The organism is Herbaspirillum sp. GW822-FHT03A08 (assembly GCF_058801885.1).
The window spans coordinates 505,413-525,942 of the sequence record NZ_JBXANR010000001.1 but is presented as its reverse complement, the minus strand read 5'-3'; the positions used below and the strand labels follow the sequence as shown (position 1 = coordinate 525,942).

The 20,530-nt window shown below is 58.6% G+C and carries 24 protein-coding genes; 6 read left to right on the top strand and 18 right to left on the bottom strand.

What is annotated here, in order from left to right:
- Positions 1-39: 39 nt before the first annotated feature.
- From AC1RN6_RS02505 to AC1RN6_RS02495, 3 genes are all read right to left on the bottom strand, one after another.
- Positions 40-228 carry a hypothetical protein gene (locus tag AC1RN6_RS02505; RefSeq protein ID WP_050475805.1) on the bottom strand — a complete coding sequence of 63 codons (189 nt, stop codon included), beginning with the start codon at positions 226-228 and terminating at the stop codon, positions 40-42.
- 259 nt (positions 229-487) lie between these two features.
- The gene (locus AC1RN6_RS02500; protein WP_493002803.1) at positions 488-2,266 is read right to left on the bottom strand and encodes a methyl-accepting chemotaxis protein; all 1,779 of its coding nucleotides are present in this window, start codon (positions 2,264-2,266) and stop codon (positions 488-490) included.
- A 186-nt stretch (positions 2,267-2,452) separates the two neighbouring features.
- Positions 2,453-3,208 (bottom strand): YdcF family protein, encoded by a 756-nt coding sequence (locus AC1RN6_RS02495; protein WP_493002801.1) that lies wholly within the window; start codon positions 3,206-3,208, stop codon positions 2,453-2,455.
- A gap of 210 nt (positions 3,209-3,418) precedes the next feature.
- On the opposite strand from AC1RN6_RS02495, the gene AC1RN6_RS02490 reads away from it, so the two are divergent.
- Positions 3,419-4,825, top strand: a complete 1,407-nt coding sequence (locus tag AC1RN6_RS02490; RefSeq protein ID WP_493002800.1) for an HdeD family acid-resistance protein — start codon at positions 3,419-3,421, stop codon at positions 4,823-4,825.
- Positions 4,826-4,994: 169 nt separating this feature from the next.
- Here the strand turns inward: AC1RN6_RS02490 and AC1RN6_RS02485 are convergent, their stop codons facing one another.
- Positions 4,995-5,156, bottom strand: a complete 162-nt coding sequence (locus AC1RN6_RS02485; RefSeq protein WP_493002799.1) for a hypothetical protein — start codon at positions 5,154-5,156, stop codon at positions 4,995-4,997.
- A gap of 328 nt (positions 5,157-5,484) precedes the next feature.
- Between AC1RN6_RS02485 and AC1RN6_RS02480 the strand changes: the two genes are divergently transcribed.
- Positions 5,485-6,324, top strand: a complete 840-nt coding sequence (locus AC1RN6_RS02480) for an alpha/beta hydrolase (protein WP_493002798.1) — start codon at positions 5,485-5,487, stop codon at positions 6,322-6,324.
- Between the two features lie 750 nt (positions 6,325-7,074).
- On the opposite strand, the gene AC1RN6_RS02475 is transcribed toward AC1RN6_RS02480, so the two are convergent.
- The 3 genes from AC1RN6_RS02475 to AC1RN6_RS02465 all read right to left on the bottom strand — a co-directional run bounded on the left by AC1RN6_RS02475 (position 7,075) and on the right by AC1RN6_RS02465 (position 9,939).
- Positions 7,075-8,475 (bottom strand): GGDEF domain-containing protein, encoded by a 1,401-nt coding sequence (locus tag AC1RN6_RS02475; protein ID WP_493002797.1) that lies wholly within the window; start codon positions 8,473-8,475, stop codon positions 7,075-7,077.
- A 307-nt stretch (positions 8,476-8,782) separates the two neighbouring features.
- Complete coding sequence (locus AC1RN6_RS02470; RefSeq protein WP_493002795.1) at positions 8,783-9,214, bottom strand: hypothetical protein; 432 nt, start codon at positions 9,212-9,214, stop codon at positions 8,783-8,785.
- A 101-nt stretch (positions 9,215-9,315) separates the two neighbouring features.
- Positions 9,316-9,939, bottom strand: coding sequence for a helix-turn-helix transcriptional regulator (locus AC1RN6_RS02465; RefSeq protein ID WP_493002794.1), 624 nt, complete (start codon positions 9,937-9,939; stop codon positions 9,316-9,318).
- 124 nt (positions 9,940-10,063) lie between these two features.
- Here AC1RN6_RS02465 and AC1RN6_RS02460 point away from each other — a divergent pair, with 124 nt between their 5' ends.
- Both AC1RN6_RS02460 and AC1RN6_RS02455 read left to right on the top strand, forming a co-directional pair.
- Entirely contained in the window at positions 10,064-11,542 is a 1,479-nt protein-coding gene (locus AC1RN6_RS02460; RefSeq protein WP_493002793.1) for an MFS transporter, read from the top strand.
- Between the two features lie 28 nt (positions 11,543-11,570).
- Positions 11,571-11,765: a hypothetical protein gene (locus AC1RN6_RS02455; RefSeq protein ID WP_493002791.1), complete on the top strand. Its 195-nt coding sequence runs from the start codon at positions 11,571-11,573 to the stop codon at positions 11,763-11,765.
- Here the strand turns inward: AC1RN6_RS02455 and AC1RN6_RS02450 are convergent.
- The 8 genes from AC1RN6_RS02450 to AC1RN6_RS02415 form a co-directional block, all read right to left on the bottom strand.
- Positions 11,705-12,295, bottom strand: a complete 591-nt coding sequence (locus AC1RN6_RS02450; RefSeq protein WP_493002790.1) for an IMPACT family protein — start codon at positions 12,293-12,295, stop codon at positions 11,705-11,707. The two genes, AC1RN6_RS02455 and AC1RN6_RS02450, sit on opposite strands and share 61 nt — an antisense overlap.
- A 21-nt stretch (positions 12,296-12,316) precedes the next feature.
- On the bottom strand, positions 12,317-13,225 hold the full coding sequence (locus tag AC1RN6_RS02445; RefSeq protein WP_493002788.1) for a hypothetical protein: 909 nt from the start codon (positions 13,223-13,225) through the stop codon (positions 12,317-12,319).
- Positions 13,226-13,290: 65 nt separating this feature from the next.
- Positions 13,291-13,638, bottom strand: a complete 348-nt coding sequence (locus tag AC1RN6_RS02440) for a GFA family protein (RefSeq protein WP_493002787.1) — start codon at positions 13,636-13,638, stop codon at positions 13,291-13,293.
- Positions 13,639-13,662: 24 nt separating this feature from the next.
- Positions 13,663-14,193, bottom strand: coding sequence for an SRPBCC domain-containing protein (locus AC1RN6_RS02435; RefSeq protein WP_493002785.1), 531 nt, complete (start codon positions 14,191-14,193; stop codon positions 13,663-13,665).
- 29 nt (positions 14,194-14,222) lie between these two features.
- Entirely contained in the window at positions 14,223-14,702 is a 480-nt protein-coding gene (locus AC1RN6_RS02430) for an SRPBCC domain-containing protein (RefSeq protein ID WP_493002784.1), read from the bottom strand.
- Positions 14,703-14,761: 59 nt separating this feature from the next.
- Entirely contained in the window at positions 14,762-15,292 is a 531-nt protein-coding gene (locus AC1RN6_RS02425) for an SRPBCC family protein (protein ID WP_493002781.1), read from the bottom strand.
- Positions 15,293-15,344: 52 nt separating this feature from the next.
- Entirely contained in the window at positions 15,345-15,761 is a 417-nt protein-coding gene (locus AC1RN6_RS02420; protein WP_493002779.1) for a VOC family protein, read from the bottom strand.
- Between the two features lie 70 nt (positions 15,762-15,831).
- Positions 15,832-16,263 carry an ArsR/SmtB family transcription factor gene (locus AC1RN6_RS02415; protein WP_493002777.1) on the bottom strand — a complete coding sequence of 144 codons (432 nt, stop codon included), beginning with the start codon at positions 16,261-16,263 and terminating at the stop codon, positions 15,832-15,834.
- Positions 16,264-16,443: 180 nt separating this feature from the next.
- On the opposite strand from AC1RN6_RS02415, the gene AC1RN6_RS02410 reads away from it, so the two are divergent.
- Positions 16,444-17,082: a LysE family translocator gene (locus AC1RN6_RS02410; RefSeq protein WP_493002776.1), complete on the top strand. Its 639-nt coding sequence runs from the start codon at positions 16,444-16,446 to the stop codon at positions 17,080-17,082.
- A gap of 53 nt (positions 17,083-17,135) precedes the next feature.
- On the opposite strand, the gene AC1RN6_RS02405 is transcribed toward AC1RN6_RS02410, so the two are convergent.
- From AC1RN6_RS02405 to AC1RN6_RS02395, 3 genes are all read right to left on the bottom strand, one after another.
- Positions 17,136-17,717: a gamma-glutamylcyclotransferase gene (locus tag AC1RN6_RS02405; RefSeq protein WP_493002775.1), complete on the bottom strand. Its 582-nt coding sequence runs from the start codon at positions 17,715-17,717 to the stop codon at positions 17,136-17,138.
- A gap of 359 nt (positions 17,718-18,076) precedes the next feature.
- Positions 18,077-18,229: a hypothetical protein gene (locus tag AC1RN6_RS02400; protein ID WP_493002774.1), complete on the bottom strand. Its 153-nt coding sequence runs from the start codon at positions 18,227-18,229 to the stop codon at positions 18,077-18,079.
- Positions 18,230-18,453: 224 nt separating this feature from the next.
- Positions 18,454-19,332 (bottom strand): LysR family transcriptional regulator, encoded by an 879-nt coding sequence (locus AC1RN6_RS02395; RefSeq protein ID WP_493002772.1) that lies wholly within the window; start codon positions 19,330-19,332, stop codon positions 18,454-18,456.
- A gap of 115 nt (positions 19,333-19,447) precedes the next feature.
- On the opposite strand from AC1RN6_RS02395, the gene bla reads away from it, so the two are divergent.
- The gene (gene bla / locus AC1RN6_RS02390; protein WP_493003496.1) at positions 19,448-20,344 is read left to right on the top strand and encodes a class A beta-lactamase; all 897 of its coding nucleotides are present in this window, start codon (positions 19,448-19,450) and stop codon (positions 20,342-20,344) included.
- The last annotated feature ends 186 nt before the right edge of the window (positions 20,345-20,530 follow it).

Sequence of the window (20,530 nt, the reverse complement as noted above, 5' to 3'; positions counted from 1 at the left end):
CGTTCAACGAGAAGAGAATCAAATCGATGCTGGGAAAAATTAACTGCTGCGGGCCTTCTCTATCGTCGACCGCGCCGCTTCCATGAGCGCAGCAGGCTCTTCAGCGTCGGAATCCAGATACTGGTTTTCCAGATTAATTGCCAGATTGCTCATCTTTTCAGCAAGGTCGGCAAGTGCGACGCTCAGTTCGCACATCAGGCTGGAGATGTTTTTAGGTGAGTTCGCCATGTCTCTTTTCCTTAAACGGACTCGACAGGCGGACCTGTCAAACACACTTCTGGACTACACAGACGGCCGGACAAGATGCCCTGACCAGAGGCTTACAAAAACTTATTTTAAGCCTATTCTCGATTTGACTGTGACTTGCGTAAAAAGTGCGAGCAAGAAATGTGCTTGTTGTGATATCGCTAAAGAAAGAGTGCAATAAAAAAGGGCCCACATGTGCGGGCCCTTTTTTGTCGCCCGGCAAACTACCGGCTGATCACGGTCAGAAGGTCTCCCAATCCGAGTCCGAATCAGGTGTTGCTGCTTTGGAGGCGCTGGCCGGCTTGGCGCTTGCGCTGTTCAGGCGGGGCGCCGATGCCGGAGCCGGTTTGGCTTTGGCGATGGCAGCGGCTGGCTTGGCCGGTCCTTTCACTGCGGCCGGCGTTTTCACCTGCGGCTTGAACGATTGCGGTGCGCTGCTGCGCAACGGTACGGCAGCAACCTGATGCGCCTGCGTTGCGTCCAGCTTGAAGCGACCGACCAGATTCGCCAATGTAGCCGCCTGATCCTGCAACGATTGCGCTGCCGCAGCAGCTTGTTCCACCAGTGCGGCGTTCTGCTGGGTGCCTTCATCCATCTGCGTGATCGCCTGGCCGACTTCACTGATGCCGGCGCTTTGTTCCTGGCTGGCCGAGCTGATTTCACCCACGATGTCGGTCACGCGCTTGACGCTGGCGACCACCTCGTTCATGGTCTCACCCGCTTGTTGGACCAGCTTGCTGCCGACGTCGACCTTGGCGACGGAGTCGTCGATCAGGGTCTTGATTTCTTTGGCGGCAGCGGAAGAGCGTTGCGCCAGGCTGCGCACTTCGGATGCTACTACCGCAAAGCCACGGCCTTGCTCGCCGGCGCGTGCCGCTTCGACGGCGGCATTGAGCGCCAGAATGTTGGTCTGGAATGCAATGCCGTCGATGACGCTGATGATGTCGACGATCTTGCGCGACGAATCATTGATCGAACCCATGGTGTCGACCACCTGGCCAACCACGGCGCCGCCTTGCACCGCGACTTCCGATGCGGACACGGCGAGTTGATTTGCCTGGCGTGCGTTATCGGCATTTTGCTTGACCGTCGATGTCAGCTCTTCCATGGCCGAAGCGGTTTCTTCGATCGAGCCTGCCTGCTGTTCGGTACGGCTGGACAGATCGAGGTTGCCGCTGGCGATTTCGCTCGATGCCGTGGCAATCGTGTCGGCGGAGGACTTGATGTTGGCGATGGTATGCGTCAGCGAATCGCGCATCCGTTTGAACGCGTAGACCAGGCTGGAGGTGTCGCCCGGCTCGGTGTGAATGTGCAGCGTCAGGTCACCGTCGGAGATCTTGTTGGCGATCTCCGCCGCATCGCCCGGATCGCCGCCGATGGTGCGCAGGATGCTGCGGTTGTTCACCACGACCAGGCCGATCAGGATGATGGCGAAGCCGAGGAAAATCGCCCCGCCTTGATAGAGCGAGCGCATGAACACAGCATTGATGTCATCGACATACACGCCGGTGGTGATGATCCAGTCCCATGGCTCGTAGCGGAACGCGTAGGAAGTCTTCGGCACCGGGTCAGGCGAACCGACCTTGGGCCAGACGTAATTGACGAAGTCGCCGGCAGGATTGGCGCCAGCTTTGGAGATGTTCACGAACACCAGATTGCCGAGCGGGTCCTTGAATGCCGACAAATCTTTGCCATTGAGCTCCGGCTTGATCGGGTGCATCAGCGTGACGGCCGCCGAATTGGATACGGAGAAGTAGCCGTCGGTGCCGTAGCGCATGTTTTTTACGCGCAGCAGCGCAGCCTTTTGAGCGTCTTCCTTGCTCATTGCGCCGCTTTTCGCCAGTTCGCCGTATTCCTTGATGGTGCTCATGGCGACTTGTGCGACGTTGATCAGATCCTTCTTGCGTTCTTCCACACGGATGTCGCGTGCCTGATACGCATTGAAAATGGAGAGGGCCAGCAGCGCGATCAGACTGATCACGAGCGGTGTCCACAGCCGTTGTTTGAATGAGAGTTTCATCCGATGATCTCCAAAGTTTTCCTTGATTAAGAATTGTGGTCGTCGGCGTGTCTTCGCACGCCTTGGAAACTTGGATAGCGATACCCGAGTTGTTGTCGTTTTTTAATTATTAACGGCTCGGCAACAGACTAACTTTAAACGTGCTAGAAAAAAAGAAAGCCGCGATTAGTGCGGCTTTCATGGGCTTTATCTCGTCTTGTCCCGGAGCTTGTACCAGAGCAATCCTATCCATTCATGGAGGGCGTAGTTGCTGCGCCGCAAGCCTTCGCCGCTGGGAAGGTAGTCATACAGGCTCAAGCGTTCACGGCTGAAAAAAACGGTGGGCGCCGGTGTTATCTCAAGTCCTGTCTTGCGAAAACTGGCCAACGCTCTTGGCATATGGATCGCATCCGTGACCAGCAGGATCCGCTGTATGCCTGCCTGACGCAACATGGCAGCCGACAAGGATGCATTTTGCGCTGTGTCGTTGGCGTCGTTTTCCCGCCAGCGTACCGTTACGCCAAAATCGTCCTGCAGGCTGCGCGCCATGACTTCGGCCTCGCTTTCGGTTGCATTATCGGTTTTGCCGCCAGTCACCAGCAACGGCAGCCGGCTGGTGCGATGGAGTCGGGCGGCATATTGCAAACGAGCCAGCGCGAGGTAACCGGGAGCATCCCGATTACCGTACTCGGGCGCGTTGGATTGCCGGCGTGCACCGAGTACTACGATGGCCTGCGTCGTTGCCGGTACCGTGGTGAGTGCCGTCGTTTGCGCCTCCAGCGGCGCTACCAGAAGCAACGCGCCGGCACGGGTGCTGACCAGCCATAGCAGCGCCAGTGCGCCCCAGCTCAGCCAGATTGCACGGCGGCAGCGATGGCGCAGCAATAATCCCAGCGCTGCCAGCAGCAACAGGTTGGCGGGAAACAGCAGGAGGGCGCTGGCGATCTTGATGAGCAGGGACATATCGAAAGTGATGAGGGTGATCGGTCATTATCGCCGCGCGGCCTCGGGCTTGTCACGGATGTCGTCGTACGAAATTACATGCGAGAGGACATAAATATCAACGACGTTAAAATGAGCAGGTAAATGAGTAAGTAAATAAGTAAATAAGTAAGTACGCGCTATCGTCAATTGACGAACAGCACGCGATTTTAAACATGGAGAGGGACAGTAGTGATACGTCTGGCTTTACTGCTGCTGGGAGCAGATTTCATTCGCCGTTATTGGCATGTGCTGGCGTTGATCGGGCTGGCATGGGGCGTGATCGGCGTCAGTTTGTGCATTGATGCGCTCGACGGTGTCCTGGTGTTTCCGTTGACGCTGTTCGGCTATCTGCTGTTGCTGGAGAGTCTGGCGACGCTGTTCCTGGCGTCCAGCGGCATCGGCGCGCAAAAGTCGCTGCGTTATCTGAAAGGCGGTTTGTTCCTGTTGATCTCGCTGCTGGTGATTTCACTGCACCCGATAGGCGACATGGTGCTGGCCATGTTGTTCGGCGCCGCCTTCACCATCGGCGGCGGATTACAGATCGCCTCGGCGCTGGTGGTGCGTTTTCCGCGCTGGCGCATGGCGCTGGCCGGCGGCATCGGACAGATCCTGATTGCGATCTTTTTCTTCCAGCCGTATCCGACGCATTACAAAGGAACGCTGCCGTACTGTATCGGGATGGGGCTGATCTTCAGCGGCTGGAGTCTGATCTGGCTGGCCAGCCGTACGCGTCGTCTGCCGCATTCGGCATCGATTTCTCAGCTGTCTTTTCGCAATGCCGATTCCGATCGTCCGCTTGATGCCGGCAGCCACGACGGTCGGATTCCTGCTGCCGATGTCGTGGCCGATACCGCAAGCGCGGCGCCGATGACGGTGCATGTCTGGACGCCGGTCGGCTCCGCCAAAGAACAGACCTTGAACCGTCCCATTGTCAATCGTTACATCGCAGCAGTCGACGCCAGCGGTACGGTTTCTACCGGCCATGCCGCACTGGAGATCGCGCCGGATTTGTACATCAGCTTGTATCCGGCAGAGGAAATCGATCGTTCGCCGGATCAGTTCGCCCGCTTGCTGCGCGCCACCCCGGACAACAATGTACGGGGCCGTTACCTCACCGACTATCCGTCCGAGGCGGCGTCTTGGTGCCCCTCGACTGAGAAGATTTTATTCCGTGACTACGACTTGCGGCGTCTGCTGCAGTTCTGGCAGCGCTACCGGCAGGAAGAAATTTATAACCTGACCTATCGCAATTGCTCCAGCACCGTTGCGCATGCGCTGGAGGCTGCTTTGGAAGGTGTCATCGGACGCCGCGCCGGACATTGGCTGGCCTTCGTGAAGATTCTTTTCACACCCGAGGTCTGGGTCGCCAGCCAGATTCACAAGCGCGCGGCGACCATGGCCTGGACGCCGGGATTGACGCTCGACTACGCACGCGCCTTGCGCGCCGTGGTGCATCCGCGCCCGCTGTCATGGGTGGCAAGCCTGCAGCTGGCGATACGCCGTAGCAGGCGTTTTCGCCGTGACGATGCCGCACGGCGCGCCCAGCCTCACGTTGGTGAAGAGGCGGCGGTGCAGGGGAGAGGTGATCAAGCGTAGCGGGAGTTTGTCCTACACGCCAATCCGGCGTCGTCCGATTGGTGGCGATGTGGTGGCAACCGTACTATCTGGTCTCCACACCGGAGTTGGCGGTTAAAAAATATACCAACACCAATTCAAGGGGATGCGCGTTCTGCGCATCCCTTGTTTCATCCCTTGTTTCAAATCCTCACACGTTTGCTTTCATGCGGCCGATCAGGTCTTTCCGTTCCCGGTAGGTGAACGGCCTGCTGCGCAAGATGAACACGGCAATCGGACTGGTGAACGGCGAGAGGCTTGTGAAGGTCGGAAATTCGCGTCGTTCGGGCGTGTCGTTGAGCGTGGCGAGCATGTCGATCTCACCGTTTCTTGCACCCGTCAGTTGTGAGCCGTCGTACCAGTGCAGCGGCGGATAATCCTAACCTCCCGATATAATGACCCTGAAGCATTCTGCCGAATGCACCTGCATCGTCTTGCGATTTTGTGCAGATCGTCCATGTTCCGCCCCCGTCCTGCCTGTTGGTTCTGTTGGTTGTCTGAATATGCCAGATCGCCTGAGGGCAACAACAATGCATGTTCTGCTTTGGATTGTCCATGGGCGTCGTCATCTATGACACTGTGTTTGCATACACTTCACCGATTCAGGCCCGTATTCAACCTCACCGCTAACCTTACGCCTCATGCCGATCAATAACGAAAATACCGGATTCCTTCAGGCCAGTGACGGTACCGCCTTGTTTTACCGTGAGTGGCGACATCGCCAGCCGCGGGGCGCGATCGTTCTCGTACATGGATTGGGCGAACATGGTGGACGCTACGGCGAGCTGGCAGGGTTGTTCCATGATGCAGGCCTATCCGTGCGCATTCACGATCATCGCGGGCACGGGCAATCGGGCGGGGTACGTGGCAGCTTGCATAGCGACGCCGATTTCCTGACCGATCTGAAGCTGGTGTTTGACGATTTCGCGCAGCAGTGCAATAGCACGCCGTTTCTGTTTGGTCACAGCCTTGGCGGACTGGTGGCGGCGCGCTTTGCCACCGGCGGCTTGTCCAAAGTGCGCGGCTTGTTGCTGTCGTCGCCCGCACTGGCGATCCGTATGACTGCATTTCAGAAAATCTTGCTGGCCCTGACCACGCGCATTGCGCCGGGCCTCGCCGTACCGACCAGCTTGCCGGCGCACCTGGTGTCGCACGATACCGAAGTGGTGCAGGCGTATCGCCGCGATCCGCTTAATCACGGCAAGGTCGCGGCGCGGGTAGTCAATTTCATGCTCTCGGCGATGGCGCAGGTACAGCGTGACGCTGCCACGTTCACCTTGCCGCTGCTATTGCAGATTGCCGGTGACGACGCTTTCGTGGATCCGCAGGGAAGCCGCTCCTTCTTCGCCGGCGTGCCGCAGGTCGACAAAACCCTGTACTGCTACGACGATGCCTATCATGAGATTTTCAATGAATCCAGGGAGCGGCGTTTGCGTGTCCAGGCGGACTTGCAATCGTGGCTGGCGTTACACCTGGAGTGACTTGGATGTGACCGGGGGTGAAGGCTTTTTTGTTGCGACGCACACCGCATCGGACGATCAACGGCGAGGTGGATTCTCAGTGGTGATGGACAGGATAAAAATTAACCTCTATTTACAACTGAAAAGACGTCTCAAGGCTGACCGCTGGGGAAGTTCAGAAAGCTGCAGCGACTGTCAAAGCCAACGAATCCCGGAGCGCAGGCACAGCCGGTGAGCGCCAGCGCCAGTGCTGTGGAGAGGATGATGGTCATGATGCGCTGCATGAGCAATCTTTCAAAATAAATGAAGAGCAGGGAGAGTAACAGCAAGAGGCGACAAGGCCCCAGCAGCATATCGACGGCGCCGGGTTTTTCTTGAGCGAGGGGAAAGGATTGTAAAGATTGGTTGGCAGAAGTGCCCGACCTGAAAAGCGGGGAAGAGACAGGAGAAACGGCCAAAAAACAAAAGGGCAGATCAACTCTGCCCTTTGATGCCTCTTCGACAACTGCTCCAGGCTCGAATCAAGCGGGAGCAGCCGGTACTGACTGCCGGATTAGCGTGTCGATGCGAAGTAGCGTGCGACCATTGCAGCGATCAGCAGGGTGTATGGCAGGATGTCGATCAGAATACGCATGGCAGGCTCCGCAAGAAAGTGATTTATGTTGCGTTGCAGTATGCGTGTTTCGCCCCCGTTTTTCCAATTTTGATTCCCAATATCAGTTATCGGGTTGTTGAATATCTGGACCTTTCTTCGCTCAATCGACCGATCGCTCAACCCATCAGATAAGCAGGCGACACCGCGGGAGCGATGCTCTCCAGTACGCCGGTACGGATCTGGTTGCGGCCGTGTTCCTTGGCTTCGTACAGGGCTTTGTCGGCCGCCAGGGCCAGCATGGTCGTGCTGTTGCCCGTGCCGGGCACGATAGCCGACACGCCGATGCTCAGCGTGACGTATCCGGACGGCACATTCTGCGCATGGGGGATCGCCGCCTGCGACAGGTTGTAGAGCAGGCGTTCGCCGACCAGCCGCGCGCCGCCGGCGTCGGTATTGGGCAACATCACCACGAACTCTTCGCCGCCGTAGCGTGCGGCCACATCGCCGGGACGGTTGATCACGGCCAGCAGATGACTGGCGATCTGGCGCAGGCAATCGTCGCCGGCCAGATGGCCGTAGCAGTCGTTGTATTTCTTGAAGAAGTCGACATCGATCATCAGCAGCGCCAGCGAGCGCTTGTCGCGGCGGGCTCGATTCCATTCGATTTCCAGCACCTTGTCGAAGCAGCGCCGGTTGGACAGTGCCGTCAGGCCGTCCTGATTGGCCTGCGTCATGAGGATCTTGTTAGCGCCGGCGATGCTGTTATAGAGCCGCGTGATGCCATATAACTGCGAAATCAGCACCACCAGCGAGGTGAACAGGCTGGTCATTTTGGCGAAATACCAGCCCAGCGAAAAGCGCGAACCGCCGTACAGGGTCAGCCACACATCGATGCAGGCGGCGAACATGCCGACCATCACCCACAACTGTTCGGGCCGGCTGTCGCGCATGCGCATCACGCACAGCAGGCCGATCAGATTGACGCCAAACACCAGCACCGGAATCACCAGCGTCGAATCGTCGAAGAAGTTTTTACCGTTGCGGAACACGGCAGGCATGTACGGCAAACCGATCGTGGCGCTCGCCGTCAGCAAGGCCACCACGGCGATGACCGCAATGACGGAAGTGCGCACGCTCGCCGCTGTGCCGGCGGTATCGTCGGCGCTCAGCGCGTAGCGAATGATCAGCAGACCGAAACCCATGTGCCAATAACACCACAGCCAGACTGCGCTGCTGGTGGTGCCGATGATGGGCTCGGACATCAGGCCGCCGGGAAACGCAGCAATCAGCGGAACGAAAATAACGGTGACGAAGAAGTAGGCGGTGCCCAGGCGTATCGTGCGCTCCTTGCTTTCGATCAGGCCTTTGGCGAACAGCAGCGCGCCGAGAATGACGTTGATGATGACCATGGCGATGCCGAACGCGCTCATGTACCCCGGAATCGGCAATAGCGGCACCATGGCCAACGGTGTGGCGATAGCGGCAGACAGCAGCAACAAAGTGACGACTACCTTGGCCAGGCCAATCTGGCGATTGCCCACTTCTGCTTCTTTGATCAGATAAAGTTCGTCTTGCATGTCGCTCTTCTTCTAGTTCATTTTTTCCACATCTTAGTGCGGAAGAAGACCTCCGACTGAGAAGAATCATGTCCGCTTGATAATTTATTTGGGAGTGTTGTAATTTGGCTGAGATAGTTTTTCGACGGCAATAATAAAATGCGAAAAAGGCCTGAAAGCCACGCCAGCTGGGCTTTGTTTTGTTGCGACCCGGCATTGGTTGGCGTCTGGCAATGGAAGTGCGGTCGCCGGGCCGCAGACGTAAAAAAGCGCGGACTTGCCGCGCTTTTTTTGGTACCGGAATAGCTGCTTTGCCTTGTCCTTAAATTCAGTTCTGCGATTGCAGCGTGAGTCCCTTTTTATCAAAGCCGATGCGTACCTTATAGACGGTTGGCGCTTTGAGATCGAGTGTCAACGTAGCAGGCGGAATCGTGTAGTTGGTGTTGAGCGAGCGCATGGGTTTGACGCTGAAGGTGTAGCTGGCGCCCGGCTTGAGCCAGATGCTCAGGCGTTCTCCTTCCCAGATCTCTGCCAGTACGACGTCATTGATCGCCAGTTCTTCAGGCGAGCTGCCGATAAAAAATCCCGACTCGCGCGAGAACTGCACTTCGGCCAGGTCTGGCAGTTGCGCCGTCATGCTCTTGATATAGATACGCGCCAGCGGGACTTGTCCGGTCGGTGTCGTCTGTTGGTTCGGCGGCGTCGTACTGCATGCCGCCAGCGTCAATGCCAGCAGGCAGGCGGTGATCGGTGTCTTCATTGCTGCTTCCTTATAAGGATGAAATGATTGTTCTCTGGATTCGCGACAATGATTTTGACACGAAGCGACCATGATGTGGAGCAATACGGAAAGAAGGGCGGCTAGCCCCGGCTGTGAATGCGATAGACACAGCGCCGGGCTCCGGCCAGCAGATGCTCTTCGCGCGTCACCGATGCTTCGTCGCCGATCACTTCCTGAAACAGCTGCAGCTCGGAGCGGCAGAATCCCTGGCAGCTTTGCGCGGCCGCACAGATCGGGCAATGGTCTTCGATCAGCAGCCAGTCCTTGCCCTGTTTCTCGACGCGCGCCATGTAGCCTTCCGCCGCGCGCAGACCGGCCAGTTTTTCCAGTTTTTTCGGAATGCTGCTTTGCCCTTGGCAGGCACGCAGATAGTCGCTGCGCATTTCGCCTTCGCGTTGCGCAATCAGGCGGTTCAATCCTTCTTCGCCAAACAATTGCCTGATTGATCCTATCAGTTGCACCGTCAGGTAAGCGTGCGAGTCAGGGAAACGGGCATGGCCGGCCGCACTCAGTTCCCAGTTCTGCTTCGGCCTTCCGGCGCCGGAGGACGCTTCCTGCGCACCCATGATCAGATCGTCCGCCAGCAGCTTCTGTACCTGTAGCCGCGCCGCTTCCGCCGTCATCGCCAGTTCCTGCGCCAGCAGCGCGGTCGAGGCCGGTCCTTTGGTCTTGAGACGGAACAGGATGCGCTCAGCTGTCGACATGGCATCGTTATTTTCCAAGTGTTTACTTGTATATTTCATGGGGCGGGTTTAGTATGCGTTTGAATAAATATCCAATTAAACACTTGCATATTATGCTTTCTCCATCCGATTGTCGAGGTGCGCCATGAGCGACACGAGCAACACCAGTAACATCAGCAACATCGCAAACACCAGCCGCATCGGCAACGATGCCGTTGTCCTGGCTGAATCCGCCAGCTGGAGCGAACTGCTTTCCGGCGGCAATGCCTTGCGTGCCGTTGCGCTGACCGGCGGCGTTGCGCTGCACGCGATCAACGTCCATATTGTCACGACCATCCTGCCCTCGGTGGTGCGCGACATCGGCGGCCTGGCTTACTACGCCTGGAACATTACGTTGTTTGTCGCGGCATCGATTTTCGGTTCGACGCTGATCAGCAAGCTGTTGGATGTGCTTGGACCGCGGCGCACCTATTTGCTTGCGCTGGCGGTTTTCTCGACCGGCTCCATCCTGTGCGCCACGGCACAGGACATGTTCTGGATGCTGGGCGGACGCAGTGTGCAAGGCGTCGGCGGCGGGCTGCTGGCGGCGCTGAGCTACGCCTTGATCCGTATCGTCTTTGAGCAACGGCTGTGGTCGCGTGCTGTATCGCTGGTGTCGGGCATGTGGGGAATCGCCACGCTGCTCGGGCCGGCGGTTGGCGGCGTGTTTGCTGAAAGCGGCGCATGGCGTCTGGCGTTTTGGTGCCTCTTGCCGGTGTCGCTGGCGCAAGCGCTGATGGTGATGACACAGCTGCGCGATAAATCGGACAGCGGCAAGCCGGCAGTGCGAATGCCCTTGCTGAAAATCGCCTTGCTCACTGTTTCAGTCTTGCTGGTGGCACTGGCCGGACAAGCACCGGATGACGGCAGCAAGCTTCTCGGCGTGGCGGCGGGGCTGGCATTGGGCGTGCTGGTTGCCCGGCTCGACCTGCGCCCCGGCGTTGCCCTGCTGCCGACCGGTGCTTACACTTTGAAAAGCACCATGGGAAAAGTCTTCGCAAGTCTGTCCCTGTTGATGATCGCGGGCATGACAGAAATCTTCGTGCCGTACTTCCTGCAGACGCTGCACGCCTATTCGCCACTGCAAGCCGGTTACATGACGGCCGCCATGGCCGGCGGCTGGAGCCTGGCGTCCTTGCTCAGTTCGGCGAGCAGTGAAGCGGGAGCCGATCGCATGGTGCGCGCGGGGCCGGTCATCATGGCGCTGTCGCTGGCGGCCCTGGCCTTGCTCTTGCCGGGAGACCTGCTCGATGGCATCGCGTCGACGACTGCGGGCGTGTGTTTTGCGATCGCGCTGGCCGGCGTCGGACTGGGCATCGGTATGGGATGGCCGCATCTGGTGACACGTGTGATGAAGTCGGCGAAGGCCGGTGAAGAAAACCTGGCCTCAGCCGGCATCAGTACCGTGCAGCTGTATGCGATGGCCATCGGCGCGGCATTGGCCGGATTGACTGCTAACGCCGCCGGACTGAGCAATCCCGGCGGTGCAGATGGCGCCCGCATGGCGGCGTATTGCCTGTTCGGATTGTTTGCGCTGGGGCCATTGACCGCGATAGTTCTGGTGCGCAGATTGACGGCGAAGTAAGCAAGGACAGGGGATAAGGAGCCGCATCATGCCAGCCAGCGTACTGCAAGCCAGTCTGCCATCGGTGATCAGCGAGGGCGAATATCACCTGATCATCGCCGAGTTCGATTTGCTCTGGGGATGTACGCGGCGCCTCAGCGCTGCCGAATCCGCGAGGATGGATTACATGATAGGTCTGATTGAAGCGTTTGAAGCCAGCCGCGGCAAGGATTCCTTCAACTGATCCAGATCGGCGGCAGGCAGCCGCACGTGCAGCCGCGCCAGTGTGTCGTGGCTGCTGCCGACCAGCGTGTATTGTTTTTGTTGCAGCCAGTAGCGCAGATGCGATTCATCGGCATAGGCGATGGCGATTTCCACTTCGGCCCAGGCGATGCGCTCAATGCGCCGCGCCTGCTTCAGGGCCGACGCCACGGCATCGGTGTAGGCGCGCACCAGTCCGCCCGATCCCAGCTTGATGCCGCCGTAGTAGCGCACCACGGCCGCCAATACGCCATCCAGTTCGTGGTGGCGCAAGACTTCCAGCATCGGGCGTCCGGCGGTGCCTGAGGGCTCGCCGTCGTCCGACATGCCGGACTGGCCTCCGGCCATCAAGGCCCAGCACACATGCGTTGCCGCGCGATGTTGTGCGCGCAGGCGCTCCAGTTCAAGCTGTGCCGCGTCGCGGCTGTCGACCGGCATGACGATGCCGATGAAGCGGCTCTTGCGGATTTCCGCTTCGACCTCGACGGCAGCGGCGAGCGTGTAGGCCGGCAAAATGCGTGGCTGCTATCTGGCTCAGGCGGCGACGCCGCGCAGCGCATCGACTTCCGCCTGCAGGGCCTGGTTCTCGGCGGTCAGGGCGGCGATACGTGCGTTCAAGGCCGCGATCTCTGCACGCAAAGCGGCAGGATCGTTGCTGCCGACCGGGGACGAGCCGGAGAAGGGCGCGCCGTCATCCGATTCGCCGTCTTCCGACAATGCACGCGGTGCGGGTGGCGTGCGTGGCGTGCGATTGGCGGCCTGCTGCTCGCGTACCATTTTGGCGGCCTGACGCAATTCCTTTTTGCCGCCGGCAACTGCGTTGACCTGTTCATTGCTGGGCAAGGATGCGACAGCCGCCGCCGCGTTGATCGAAATGGTGCCGGCGCGCACCGCCTCAACCAGTTCCGGCGCAGCCGTCTTGCGGATTTTTTCGATCTGGCCGACGGTGTTGCTGCTGATGCCGGCAACACGTGCGATGTCTTCGCGGGTCTTGATGGACGCGCTTGGAATAGCGGAGTTGGCTGCTGCATCCTCAGCAGGTTTGGCGGCGCCATCGCCTACGGGTTCATAAGCGGAAGCATCCTTGGATTCGATGGAAGCATCCATCTCCGCCTTGACGCGGGCCGAGATGATGTCGCGCTTGCGCAGCGCCAGCACGCCGCGCTGGAAGTCGGTGACGCTGCGGCGGCCGAGCTGGTTGTCGATCATCCACAGCATGACGTCGTCTATCGACGCAAAGCTGGTGTTTTGTACGGTCTTGAATTCGATGCCGTGCTTGCGGCAGATTTCGTAACGGTTGTGACCGTCGACCAGCACTTCGCCCCACAGCACCAGCGCGTCGCGGCAGCCTTCTGCCAGCAGACTGCGTTCGAGAGCAGCGTATTCGTTAGCGGTGAGCGGATCGATGTATTGGAGGAGTTCGTTATTGATGGTGATGTTCATGGCTTTCCTGGTCCGCCCCGGCGAGTCGGTGGCGGACCGGAATTTTACACTACCGCGACCAGGCTCTACGCGCTGCGGCCGTCGTAGTGGATGTGTTTGAGGGCGCTCAGGTCGACTCCTTCGACGCAACGCACATTGATCGCCGCCATTTTATTGCCCTGAGGATCGACGCCGAAACCGAAAGCCTGGCAGCCGCAGCGCTTGCAAAACTGATGGTCGATCACGTGCTTGTTGAAGTGATAGGTGGCGATAGCGCTCTCCGGGGTTTTCAGCCGAAACTTGTCGCGCGCGACGAACCACAGCAGCGTGCCCTTGCGGCTGCAATACGAACAGTTGCAATCGACCACCGGGCCGATGTCGCCTTCGGCCTCGAAGGCAATGTCGCCGCAATGGCAGCTTCCCTGATAGATCATGTCGTCTCCTTCGGTCTGGTTGATTTACTTGGCTTGCAATTTCGCCATCAGTGCATCCAGGCGGTCGAGGCTGCCAGACCATCCTTCGTTGATGCCCATCTTCTTCAGGGCTTCCAGGATGGCAGGGGTTGCCGCGCGGGTGCGGATGGTCAGGCGGGTTTTGCCGTCAAGGTCTTCGAAGCTGACCGTTTGCAACATGATGCCGGCCGGATTGGCGCTAGTGCGCTGCGGGTCGATCATGTCGTGCCAGGCGGTCGGATGCTCCGAGCAATCCATCGTCATCACCAGCAGCGACGGCGGCGTCACTTCCATGAATTCACCCGTGATCGGATAGTCGGTGCCGTCCGGGCCGCGCATGGTGATGCGATGCCGGCCGCCGGGACGCAGGTCCAGTTCGCAGACGGGATTGTCGAAGCCTTTGGGACCCCACCATTGGGTCAGGTGGCGCGGATCGGTCCATGCCAGAAACACCAGTTCGCGCGGTGCGTTGATGACGCGGCTGAGGAAGAACTCATCGTTGCCGACGGGATTGGAAAAATTGGGAGCAATAGTCATGATGTGATGTCGCTGAATGTGTAGGTGAGTCAGAACGCGGCGCTGGCAAGATAATCGACGAAACGATCGAAGCTGCCGTTCCATCCACCCTGATGACCATCGCGCTCGGCGACCGACTGGAACGGCGTCTGGCGAAAGCGCATCTGCGTCTTGCCGTCCTGTTCGGTGAAGTCGATGGTGACCAGCGTTTCCAGGCCGCGTTCGCCTTCTTCATCCCAGGCAAAAGTGAACGCCAGCCGTTCCGGCGCCTTCACCTCCTGAAAGATGCCGCCTTGCCAGAGCTTGCGGCCATCTTCTACGCCGTGCAGACAACCGCGCCAGGCGCCGCCCGGACGTACGTCCATCTCCAGTACGGCCGCGGGATGGGCCGGCGGCCCCCACCAGCGCCGGACATGTTCGGCATCGGTCCAGAGCTTGAAGACCAGTTCGCGTGGCGCGTCAAAGGTGCGCGTGATGTTGAGCTCTCCCGCTGCACCCGATAGTGACGAAAATGTCGAGGGCATATTCATGGCATATCTCCTTGATCGCCTCCCTGTATGCAGCAAGGGAGGCCGCAGCGCCGTTTGTCTTATTGTTTTTCGGCGAGATTTTTGAGGTTGTTGAGTCCGTCTTCAAAGTCCTTGCCGACCATGCGATCCATGTCGAAAAATACATGGATGATCCTGATGGGGAAGGGCGCCGCCCCCGACATTGCCCACGTCACTTCCGTGACGTCGCCTTTGGCGGTCAGCGTGTACTCAACCATGTTGTTGGCGGTGAAGGGCTTGGTGAAGTCGAGCTTGATGACCACTTTCGACGGCACGGATTCCTCCACGATTTCCATGCGTCCCTGACCCGCTTTGCTCGAACCTTCCCATTCATACGTCGCGCCTTTGCCGCTGGCGACACCGTTGTAGCTGCGCTTCATGTCCGGATCGAGTTTTTCAAACGGCGACCATGCAGTGAAGTTGTGCATGTTGTTCAGGTAGGGAAAGATTTTTTCCGGCGCAGCCTTGATGCTGACGCTGCGTTGCACCGTGAAGTGGTCAGGCTTGCGCGCAGCCAGGATCAGGATGGCAATGACGATGACGGCAAGGATGATTATTATGGTTTTGAACATCGTGTCTCCAAAGATGGATTGCTAAAAATATGCTCGAGCGGGAAAGGCTGAATCAGGCCGGCATCGGCCGTTCGCAGTTGACCATCCAGGGGATGCCGAAGCGATCGGTCAGCATGCCGAAACGCATCGCCCAAAAGGTCTCTTCCAAAGGCATGCGCACTTCTGCGCCGACGTTCAGGGCGTTGAAGACACGCTCGGCTTCGGCTGGATCCGGCGTATTGATCGTGATACTGAAGCCTTGCGGTTTTTCCGCGTAGTCTTCCTGCACGTCCGAGCCCATGACGATCTGGCCGGCGATCATGATGCGCGCATGCATGACGCGGTTGAGCCGCTCTGCGGGTATGTCCTTGGCCATAGGCGAGTCGCTGTTGCGCATCATGAACAGGATGTCGCCGCCGAAGATGCTCTTGTAAAACTGGAAGGCTTCTTCGCACTGGCCGTTGAAATTGAGATAGGTGTGCAATTGCATGGTCTGCTCCTCATTCAAAAGTATTGGGATAAATATGGGGCAAGAAGGGCGCCGCTGCGGTGGCGACTTGTTATTTTTTGACTGCGACTTTTGCGCTACGTTTTTTGCCGGGTGGTGTTTTCGGCGGCGCTGACTGTATTTTTTCGGTTTGCAGATTTGTTTCGGGCAGGTTCTCCGGTTTTGCCTGCAAATCGCGCAAATAGTCTTCGAGGCGGTCCAGACTGGCTTCCCAGAACTGGCGGTACTGGTCGATCCATGCATGCACTTCGTGCAGGGGCTGGGCCTCAAGCTTGCATGGCCGCCACTGCGCTTCGCGGCCCCGCGTGATCAGGCCGGCGCGCTCCAGCACCTTGAGATGCTTGGTGATCGCCGGCGGGCTCATCTCGAATGGCGCCATTAACTCCTTTACCGATGCCTCTCCGGAAGCCAGCCGTGCCAGGATTGCTCGCCGGGTCGGATCGGCCAGGGCGGAGAAGGTCACGCTGAGGTGGTCGGGAGGCATGGTGTTCGCGGTTCATTAATTAACTAATTGGTAAAGTAAGGCTTCTGTGCTGGCATTGTCAAGCGTTTTATGAGTCGCCGTACGGATGCGCATCAGGTCGTCAACAGTACAAGAGCGGCAGCGGAAAAGCGATGCGGCTGTTAAAATCAGCGCTCTTCCCATGCTTCAGACGGAATCGCAATGGACGCCTTTTTCTTCATCCCCGTCGCCATCATGTTGGCGCTGGTGCCTGGTCCGAACAATTTTTGCGCGCTTAACAACGGCATTCGCCGCGGTGTCGGCGTGGCTTTGCTGGCGACCTTCGGGCGCGTGACGGCATTTGCAATTTTTCTGACGATTTCCGCGGTGGGACTCGGCGCCATGCTGCTGGCTTCCGAAACTGCATTCACGGCGGTGAAGTGGTTGGGGGCGGTTTACCTGTTTTATCTCGGTTACCGCGCCTGGCGCAGCCGTGAGTTCCATGGGCTGGAGCTGGCCGACGGCGTGGAGAAGGCAGGTAGTAGTGCGCCGGTGCAAAAGAGCGTGCGCGCGCTGGTGATGCAAGAGTTTTTGCTTGGTATCACCAACCCGAAGGCGATCATGCTGTTTGCGGCAATCTTTCCGCAATTCATCGATGCTGCGCGTCCGGCGCCGCATCAGTTCCTGGTGCTGGGATCGATTTATCTGTGCGCCGAATTCGTGTCGAGCACGGTCTATTCTCTCTGCGGCAAGCAGATCCGCCGCTTCATCCGTACCTCGCGCGGCGTTGCGCGCCTGAACAAGGCGACCGGCGGTTTCTTCATCGGCGCGGGTGCGCTGCTGCTGGCGGCGCGTCAGTAGTCGCAGCCGGTCGTCAGGCCTTGGTTGCCGCCGTCAACCGGCGGCGAGCTTGCTCAGGAGTCCTGATGGATGGCGTTGAGCAGTTGCAGATGCCGTTCGATTTCAAACACATGAGCATCTTCTTTCCCCAGTTCACGTAAAGCGACGGCAAGGCCGAGCAGGTAATCGGCATTGCGTCCGCTGGGACCTTCCGCGCCGGCGATCTGGCGCGCAATGTCGCGTTCCGACGCCGGGCCGAGGAAGGCCGCATTCTCTTCCGTCGCGATATAGATCAGTCCTTCGGCGCTGCTGTGATCCTCAAAAATGATGTCGGTCGACAGGCGCAGGTAGCCGTTTTTCTCTCGGTAATCAAGGTGGTCGAACACTTCCGGCGTAATCAGATACGCCATGCCGGCGCACGTCGCGCCTTCATCCTGAATCAGCGTCACCACGCGGCCTGGCGCATGCACCGTGCCGCGATGATCGTGCGAGCCCTGCCAGAAGCGCCGGCTCCAGCCGACGATGTGCGCCGGGCGGCGTTCAATGAAGGGAAAGTCCGCCTTGAAGATCAGCGAGCCGTAACCGAACAGCCAGACACTGTCGTGCTGGTCGAATTTGGTCATGGCTTTGTTGCGGGAAATGGTGTTGTCGGACATGTGCTGGTTTCGTGACTTGATGCCATCGGGAGATGGAAATTATAAAGGCAAGGGCATTTGGCTTCAGTACGTGATGATTGTTGAGGCAGAGATCAGCCGTGTCCGGGCAATCGGGCTGAACGGTTAGTGTAGTTCGGATGTGGAAGGATGTTGCCGGACCTCATTCCGAAGAAGGGGGGGGGCTCAATATGTGATCAGGAAGCAGTTGTTGCAGAGCAGCGAGAGAGATATAGCGGGAAGAGAGCGGAGACTTGTTGCGGTCGGGGAAGGAGATCAATTGAGACGATCCGTCCGACGGAGGGGCGAGGTAATGCAGAACCTTCCCGTCCGCCGATGGCGTGCGGGAAGGGAAAAGAGGTTCAGTCCTTGTCGTGGCTCTGGTATGTATCGGACAGGCCGGAATACATGCCGCAGCAATGCGGCTCGCCACGATGGGAGCCGGTCGTCAGGGCACTGGAGTCGTTCAGATAGTCGACCAGTTTTCTGTAGAGCGTTGCGAAGTACCTTTTCATGATGTCCCCCTTTTCCTTGTTGAGACATTGTTGCCAACCGCATGTAATTACGTATTGATGTAATCGTTTGCATTTTTACCGCAAACCGTAAAAGCATGCGACCTGTAAATAGTTTATATCATTTATTCTATGAGGGGCGAGCTTTCGCGTCTATCGGGCTTTTCCTTAGAGGTTTGTGGCTTTTTTGTCCCGTTTTCCGGCTTCTTTTCGGTCGTTATCTCGTGTTAATGAGATTTCTCATCGATCCCGGCGGCATGCGCCAATAGCCAGTTGCGAAAAGCCTGCATGGCCGGTGTCGGTTGTTTCGACTTCAGGCGCGTGAGCCAGTAGGCGCCGTGACTGATGGAAATCTCGAATGGGCAGGCCAGCCGTCCTTCCCGCAATTCACGCTCGAACATGTTGACCGGCAGCAAGGCGACGCCGGCCTGCTGCGCCACTGCCTCCGCCATCGTCAGTGACGAGTCGAATACGAAACCGCGTATCGGCGGGCAGGGTGTATTGGCGGCGGCGAACCAGCTATTCCATTCGTCGGTGCGATACGAGCGCAGCAGCGCTTCGCCGGCCAGATCCTGCGGCCGGCGCAGGCGCGGCGCAATTGCCGGTGCACACATGGGCGACAGCGGCGCGGCGAACAGGCGCTCGGCATCGGTTCCGTGCCAGGCGCCGTCGCCGAAGCGGATCGCATAATCAAGTCCCTCGCCGGCAAGGTCGACGCGATTGTTGTTGGTCAGCAGGCGCAGATCGACGAAGGGATAAGTTTTCTGAAATTCACGCAGCCGCGGCATCAGCCAGCCGACTGCAAAGGTGCCGACCACGCCCAGCGTCAGCACTTCGCGCATCTGGCCGTTTTCAAACTGGCCGAGCACAGTGCCTATGCGTTCAAAGGATTCGGCCAGCACCGGCAACAGCGCCAGGCCTTCATCTGTGAGCGCAAGGCCGCGCGGCAGGCGGCGAAACAGCGTCACGCCCATGCGTTCTTCCAGATTCTTGACCTGCATGCTGACGGCCGTCTGGGTGACGTTGAGTTCGTCCGCAGCGTGGGTGAAGCTCAGGTGGCGCGCCGCCACTTCGAAGGCGCGCAAGGCATTGAGAGGTAAGTGCATGAGGTTGGGCGATATCAGTTTTTCTGGGGTTTGATGCCAGTTATCGTGAATTGCGAGGGCATCCGTTGCTACCTATCATTTCGCTTCACACTCATTTTTGCAAGGAAAAATTATGATTGCGAGAAGACAATTTCTCACGTTGACGGGTCTGGTATTGGGCGGCGCAGCGACCGGCGCTCTGGCCGCTGGAAATACAGAGGTAAAAAAATCTATGGGCTCGTCCTCCGTCGTTTCCCGCCTGGCGAAACTGGAAGCAAGCGTCGGCGGCCGTCTCGGCGTGGACATCATCGACAGCGCCACGCAGCGGCGCTGGGGCTATCGCGCCGACGAGCGCTTCCCGATGTGCAGCACCTTCAAGTTTCTGGCGTCTGCCGCCGTCCTCAAGCGTGTCGATGCGGGACAAGAGCAGCTCGATCGCCGCATCATCTATGGCAACGACGTGCTTGTGCCGTATTCGCCGACGACCAGCAAACATGTTGGCGGTGATGGACTGACGCTGGGGCAATTGTGCGAAGCGGCGCTGACCCTGAGCGACAACACCGCCGCCAATCTGATGTTGAAAAGCCTCGGCGGGCTGGAACCCTTCAACAAATTCATCAGGTCGCTGGGCGACAAGCAGAGCCGTCTGGATCGTTTCGAAACCGAGCTCAACACCGCCATCCCCGGCGATCTGCGCGACACCACCACGCCGGCCGCCATGAGCGACAACCTGCAACGCGTCCTGCTGGGCGACGTGCTGTCGCCGTCTTCACGCGAGCAACTGATTGCCTGGATGCGCAGCAACAAGACCGGCGACCGGCGTGTGCGTGCCGGCATGCAGCCGGGCTGGACGGTGGGTGACAAGACCGGCTCTGGCGACTACGGCACGACCAACACTATCGCCATCATCTGGCCACCGCAAGGCAAACCTCTTCTGGCGTCGATCTATCTCACCAGGACCAGGGCGCCGGAGGAGCAACGCAATGCCGTGCTGGCCGAAGTCGGCAAGATCATCGTCGGACTGGATCGCTGAGATCTTGCATAGGAGATAACGAGGACAAGGTCGCTTGTTGTTCAAAGATAAATTATTTCATTGATTTTTCATCCCAGGTGGCTGTTGTAGATGCCAAAGCCCTGATTTACGGGGCTTTTCGGCTGATGTTGCCGCAAATTAAATGACTGGTTCTGATGTGTAATAGCGGACCCTGCCAATGGACCG

Bases quoted from the DNA above. Each gene is read 5' to 3' on its own strand.
- AC1RN6_RS02505 (WP_050475805.1), bottom strand. From the start codon at position 228: ATGGCGAACTCACCTAAAAACATCTCCAGCCTGATGTGCGAACTGAGC.
- AC1RN6_RS02500 (WP_493002803.1), bottom strand. From the start codon at position 2,266: ATGAAACTCTCATTCAAACAACGGCTGTGGACACCGCTCGTGATCAGT.
- AC1RN6_RS02495 (WP_493002801.1), bottom strand. From the start codon at position 3,208: ATGTCCCTGCTCATCAAGATCGCCAGCGCCCTCCTGCTGTTTCCCGCC.
- AC1RN6_RS02485 (WP_493002799.1), bottom strand. From the start codon at position 5,156: ATGCTCGCCACGCTCAACGACACGCCCGAACGACGCGAATTTCCGACC.
- AC1RN6_RS02480 (WP_493002798.1), top strand. From the start codon at position 5,485: ATGCCGATCAATAACGAAAATACCGGATTCCTTCAGGCCAGTGACGGT.
- AC1RN6_RS02475 (WP_493002797.1), bottom strand. From the start codon at position 8,475: ATGCAAGACGAACTTTATCTGATCAAAGAAGCAGAAGTGGGCAATCGC.
- AC1RN6_RS02470 (WP_493002795.1), bottom strand. From the start codon at position 9,214: ATGAAGACACCGATCACCGCCTGCCTGCTGGCATTGACGCTGGCGGCA.
- AC1RN6_RS02465 (WP_493002794.1), bottom strand. From the start codon at position 9,939: ATGTCGACAGCTGAGCGCATCCTGTTCCGTCTCAAGACCAAAGGACCG.
- AC1RN6_RS02460 (WP_493002793.1), top strand. From the start codon at position 10,064: ATGAGCGACACGAGCAACACCAGTAACATCAGCAACATCGCAAACACC.
- AC1RN6_RS02455 (WP_493002791.1), top strand. From the start codon at position 11,571: ATGCCAGCCAGCGTACTGCAAGCCAGTCTGCCATCGGTGATCAGCGAG.
- AC1RN6_RS02445 (WP_493002788.1), bottom strand. From the start codon at position 13,225: ATGAACATCACCATCAATAACGAACTCCTCCAATACATCGATCCGCTC.
- AC1RN6_RS02440 (WP_493002787.1), bottom strand. From the start codon at position 13,638: ATGATCTATCAGGGAAGCTGCCATTGCGGCGACATTGCCTTCGAGGCC.
- AC1RN6_RS02435 (WP_493002785.1), bottom strand. From the start codon at position 14,193: ATGACTATTGCTCCCAATTTTTCCAATCCCGTCGGCAACGATGAGTTC.
- AC1RN6_RS02430 (WP_493002784.1), bottom strand. From the start codon at position 14,702: ATGAATATGCCCTCGACATTTTCGTCACTATCGGGTGCAGCGGGAGAG.
- AC1RN6_RS02425 (WP_493002781.1), bottom strand. From the start codon at position 15,292: ATGTTCAAAACCATAATAATCATCCTTGCCGTCATCGTCATTGCCATC.
- AC1RN6_RS02420 (WP_493002779.1), bottom strand. From the start codon at position 15,761: ATGCAATTGCACACCTATCTCAATTTCAACGGCCAGTGCGAAGAAGCC.
- AC1RN6_RS02415 (WP_493002777.1), bottom strand. From the start codon at position 16,263: ATGCCTCCCGACCACCTCAGCGTGACCTTCTCCGCCCTGGCCGATCCG.
- AC1RN6_RS02410 (WP_493002776.1), top strand. From the start codon at position 16,444: ATGGACGCCTTTTTCTTCATCCCCGTCGCCATCATGTTGGCGCTGGTG.
- AC1RN6_RS02405 (WP_493002775.1), bottom strand. From the start codon at position 17,717: ATGTCCGACAACACCATTTCCCGCAACAAAGCCATGACCAAATTCGAC.
- AC1RN6_RS02400 (WP_493002774.1), bottom strand. From the start codon at position 18,229: ATGAAAAGGTACTTCGCAACGCTCTACAGAAAACTGGTCGACTATCTG.
- AC1RN6_RS02395 (WP_493002772.1), bottom strand. From the start codon at position 19,332: ATGCACTTACCTCTCAATGCCTTGCGCGCCTTCGAAGTGGCGGCGCGC.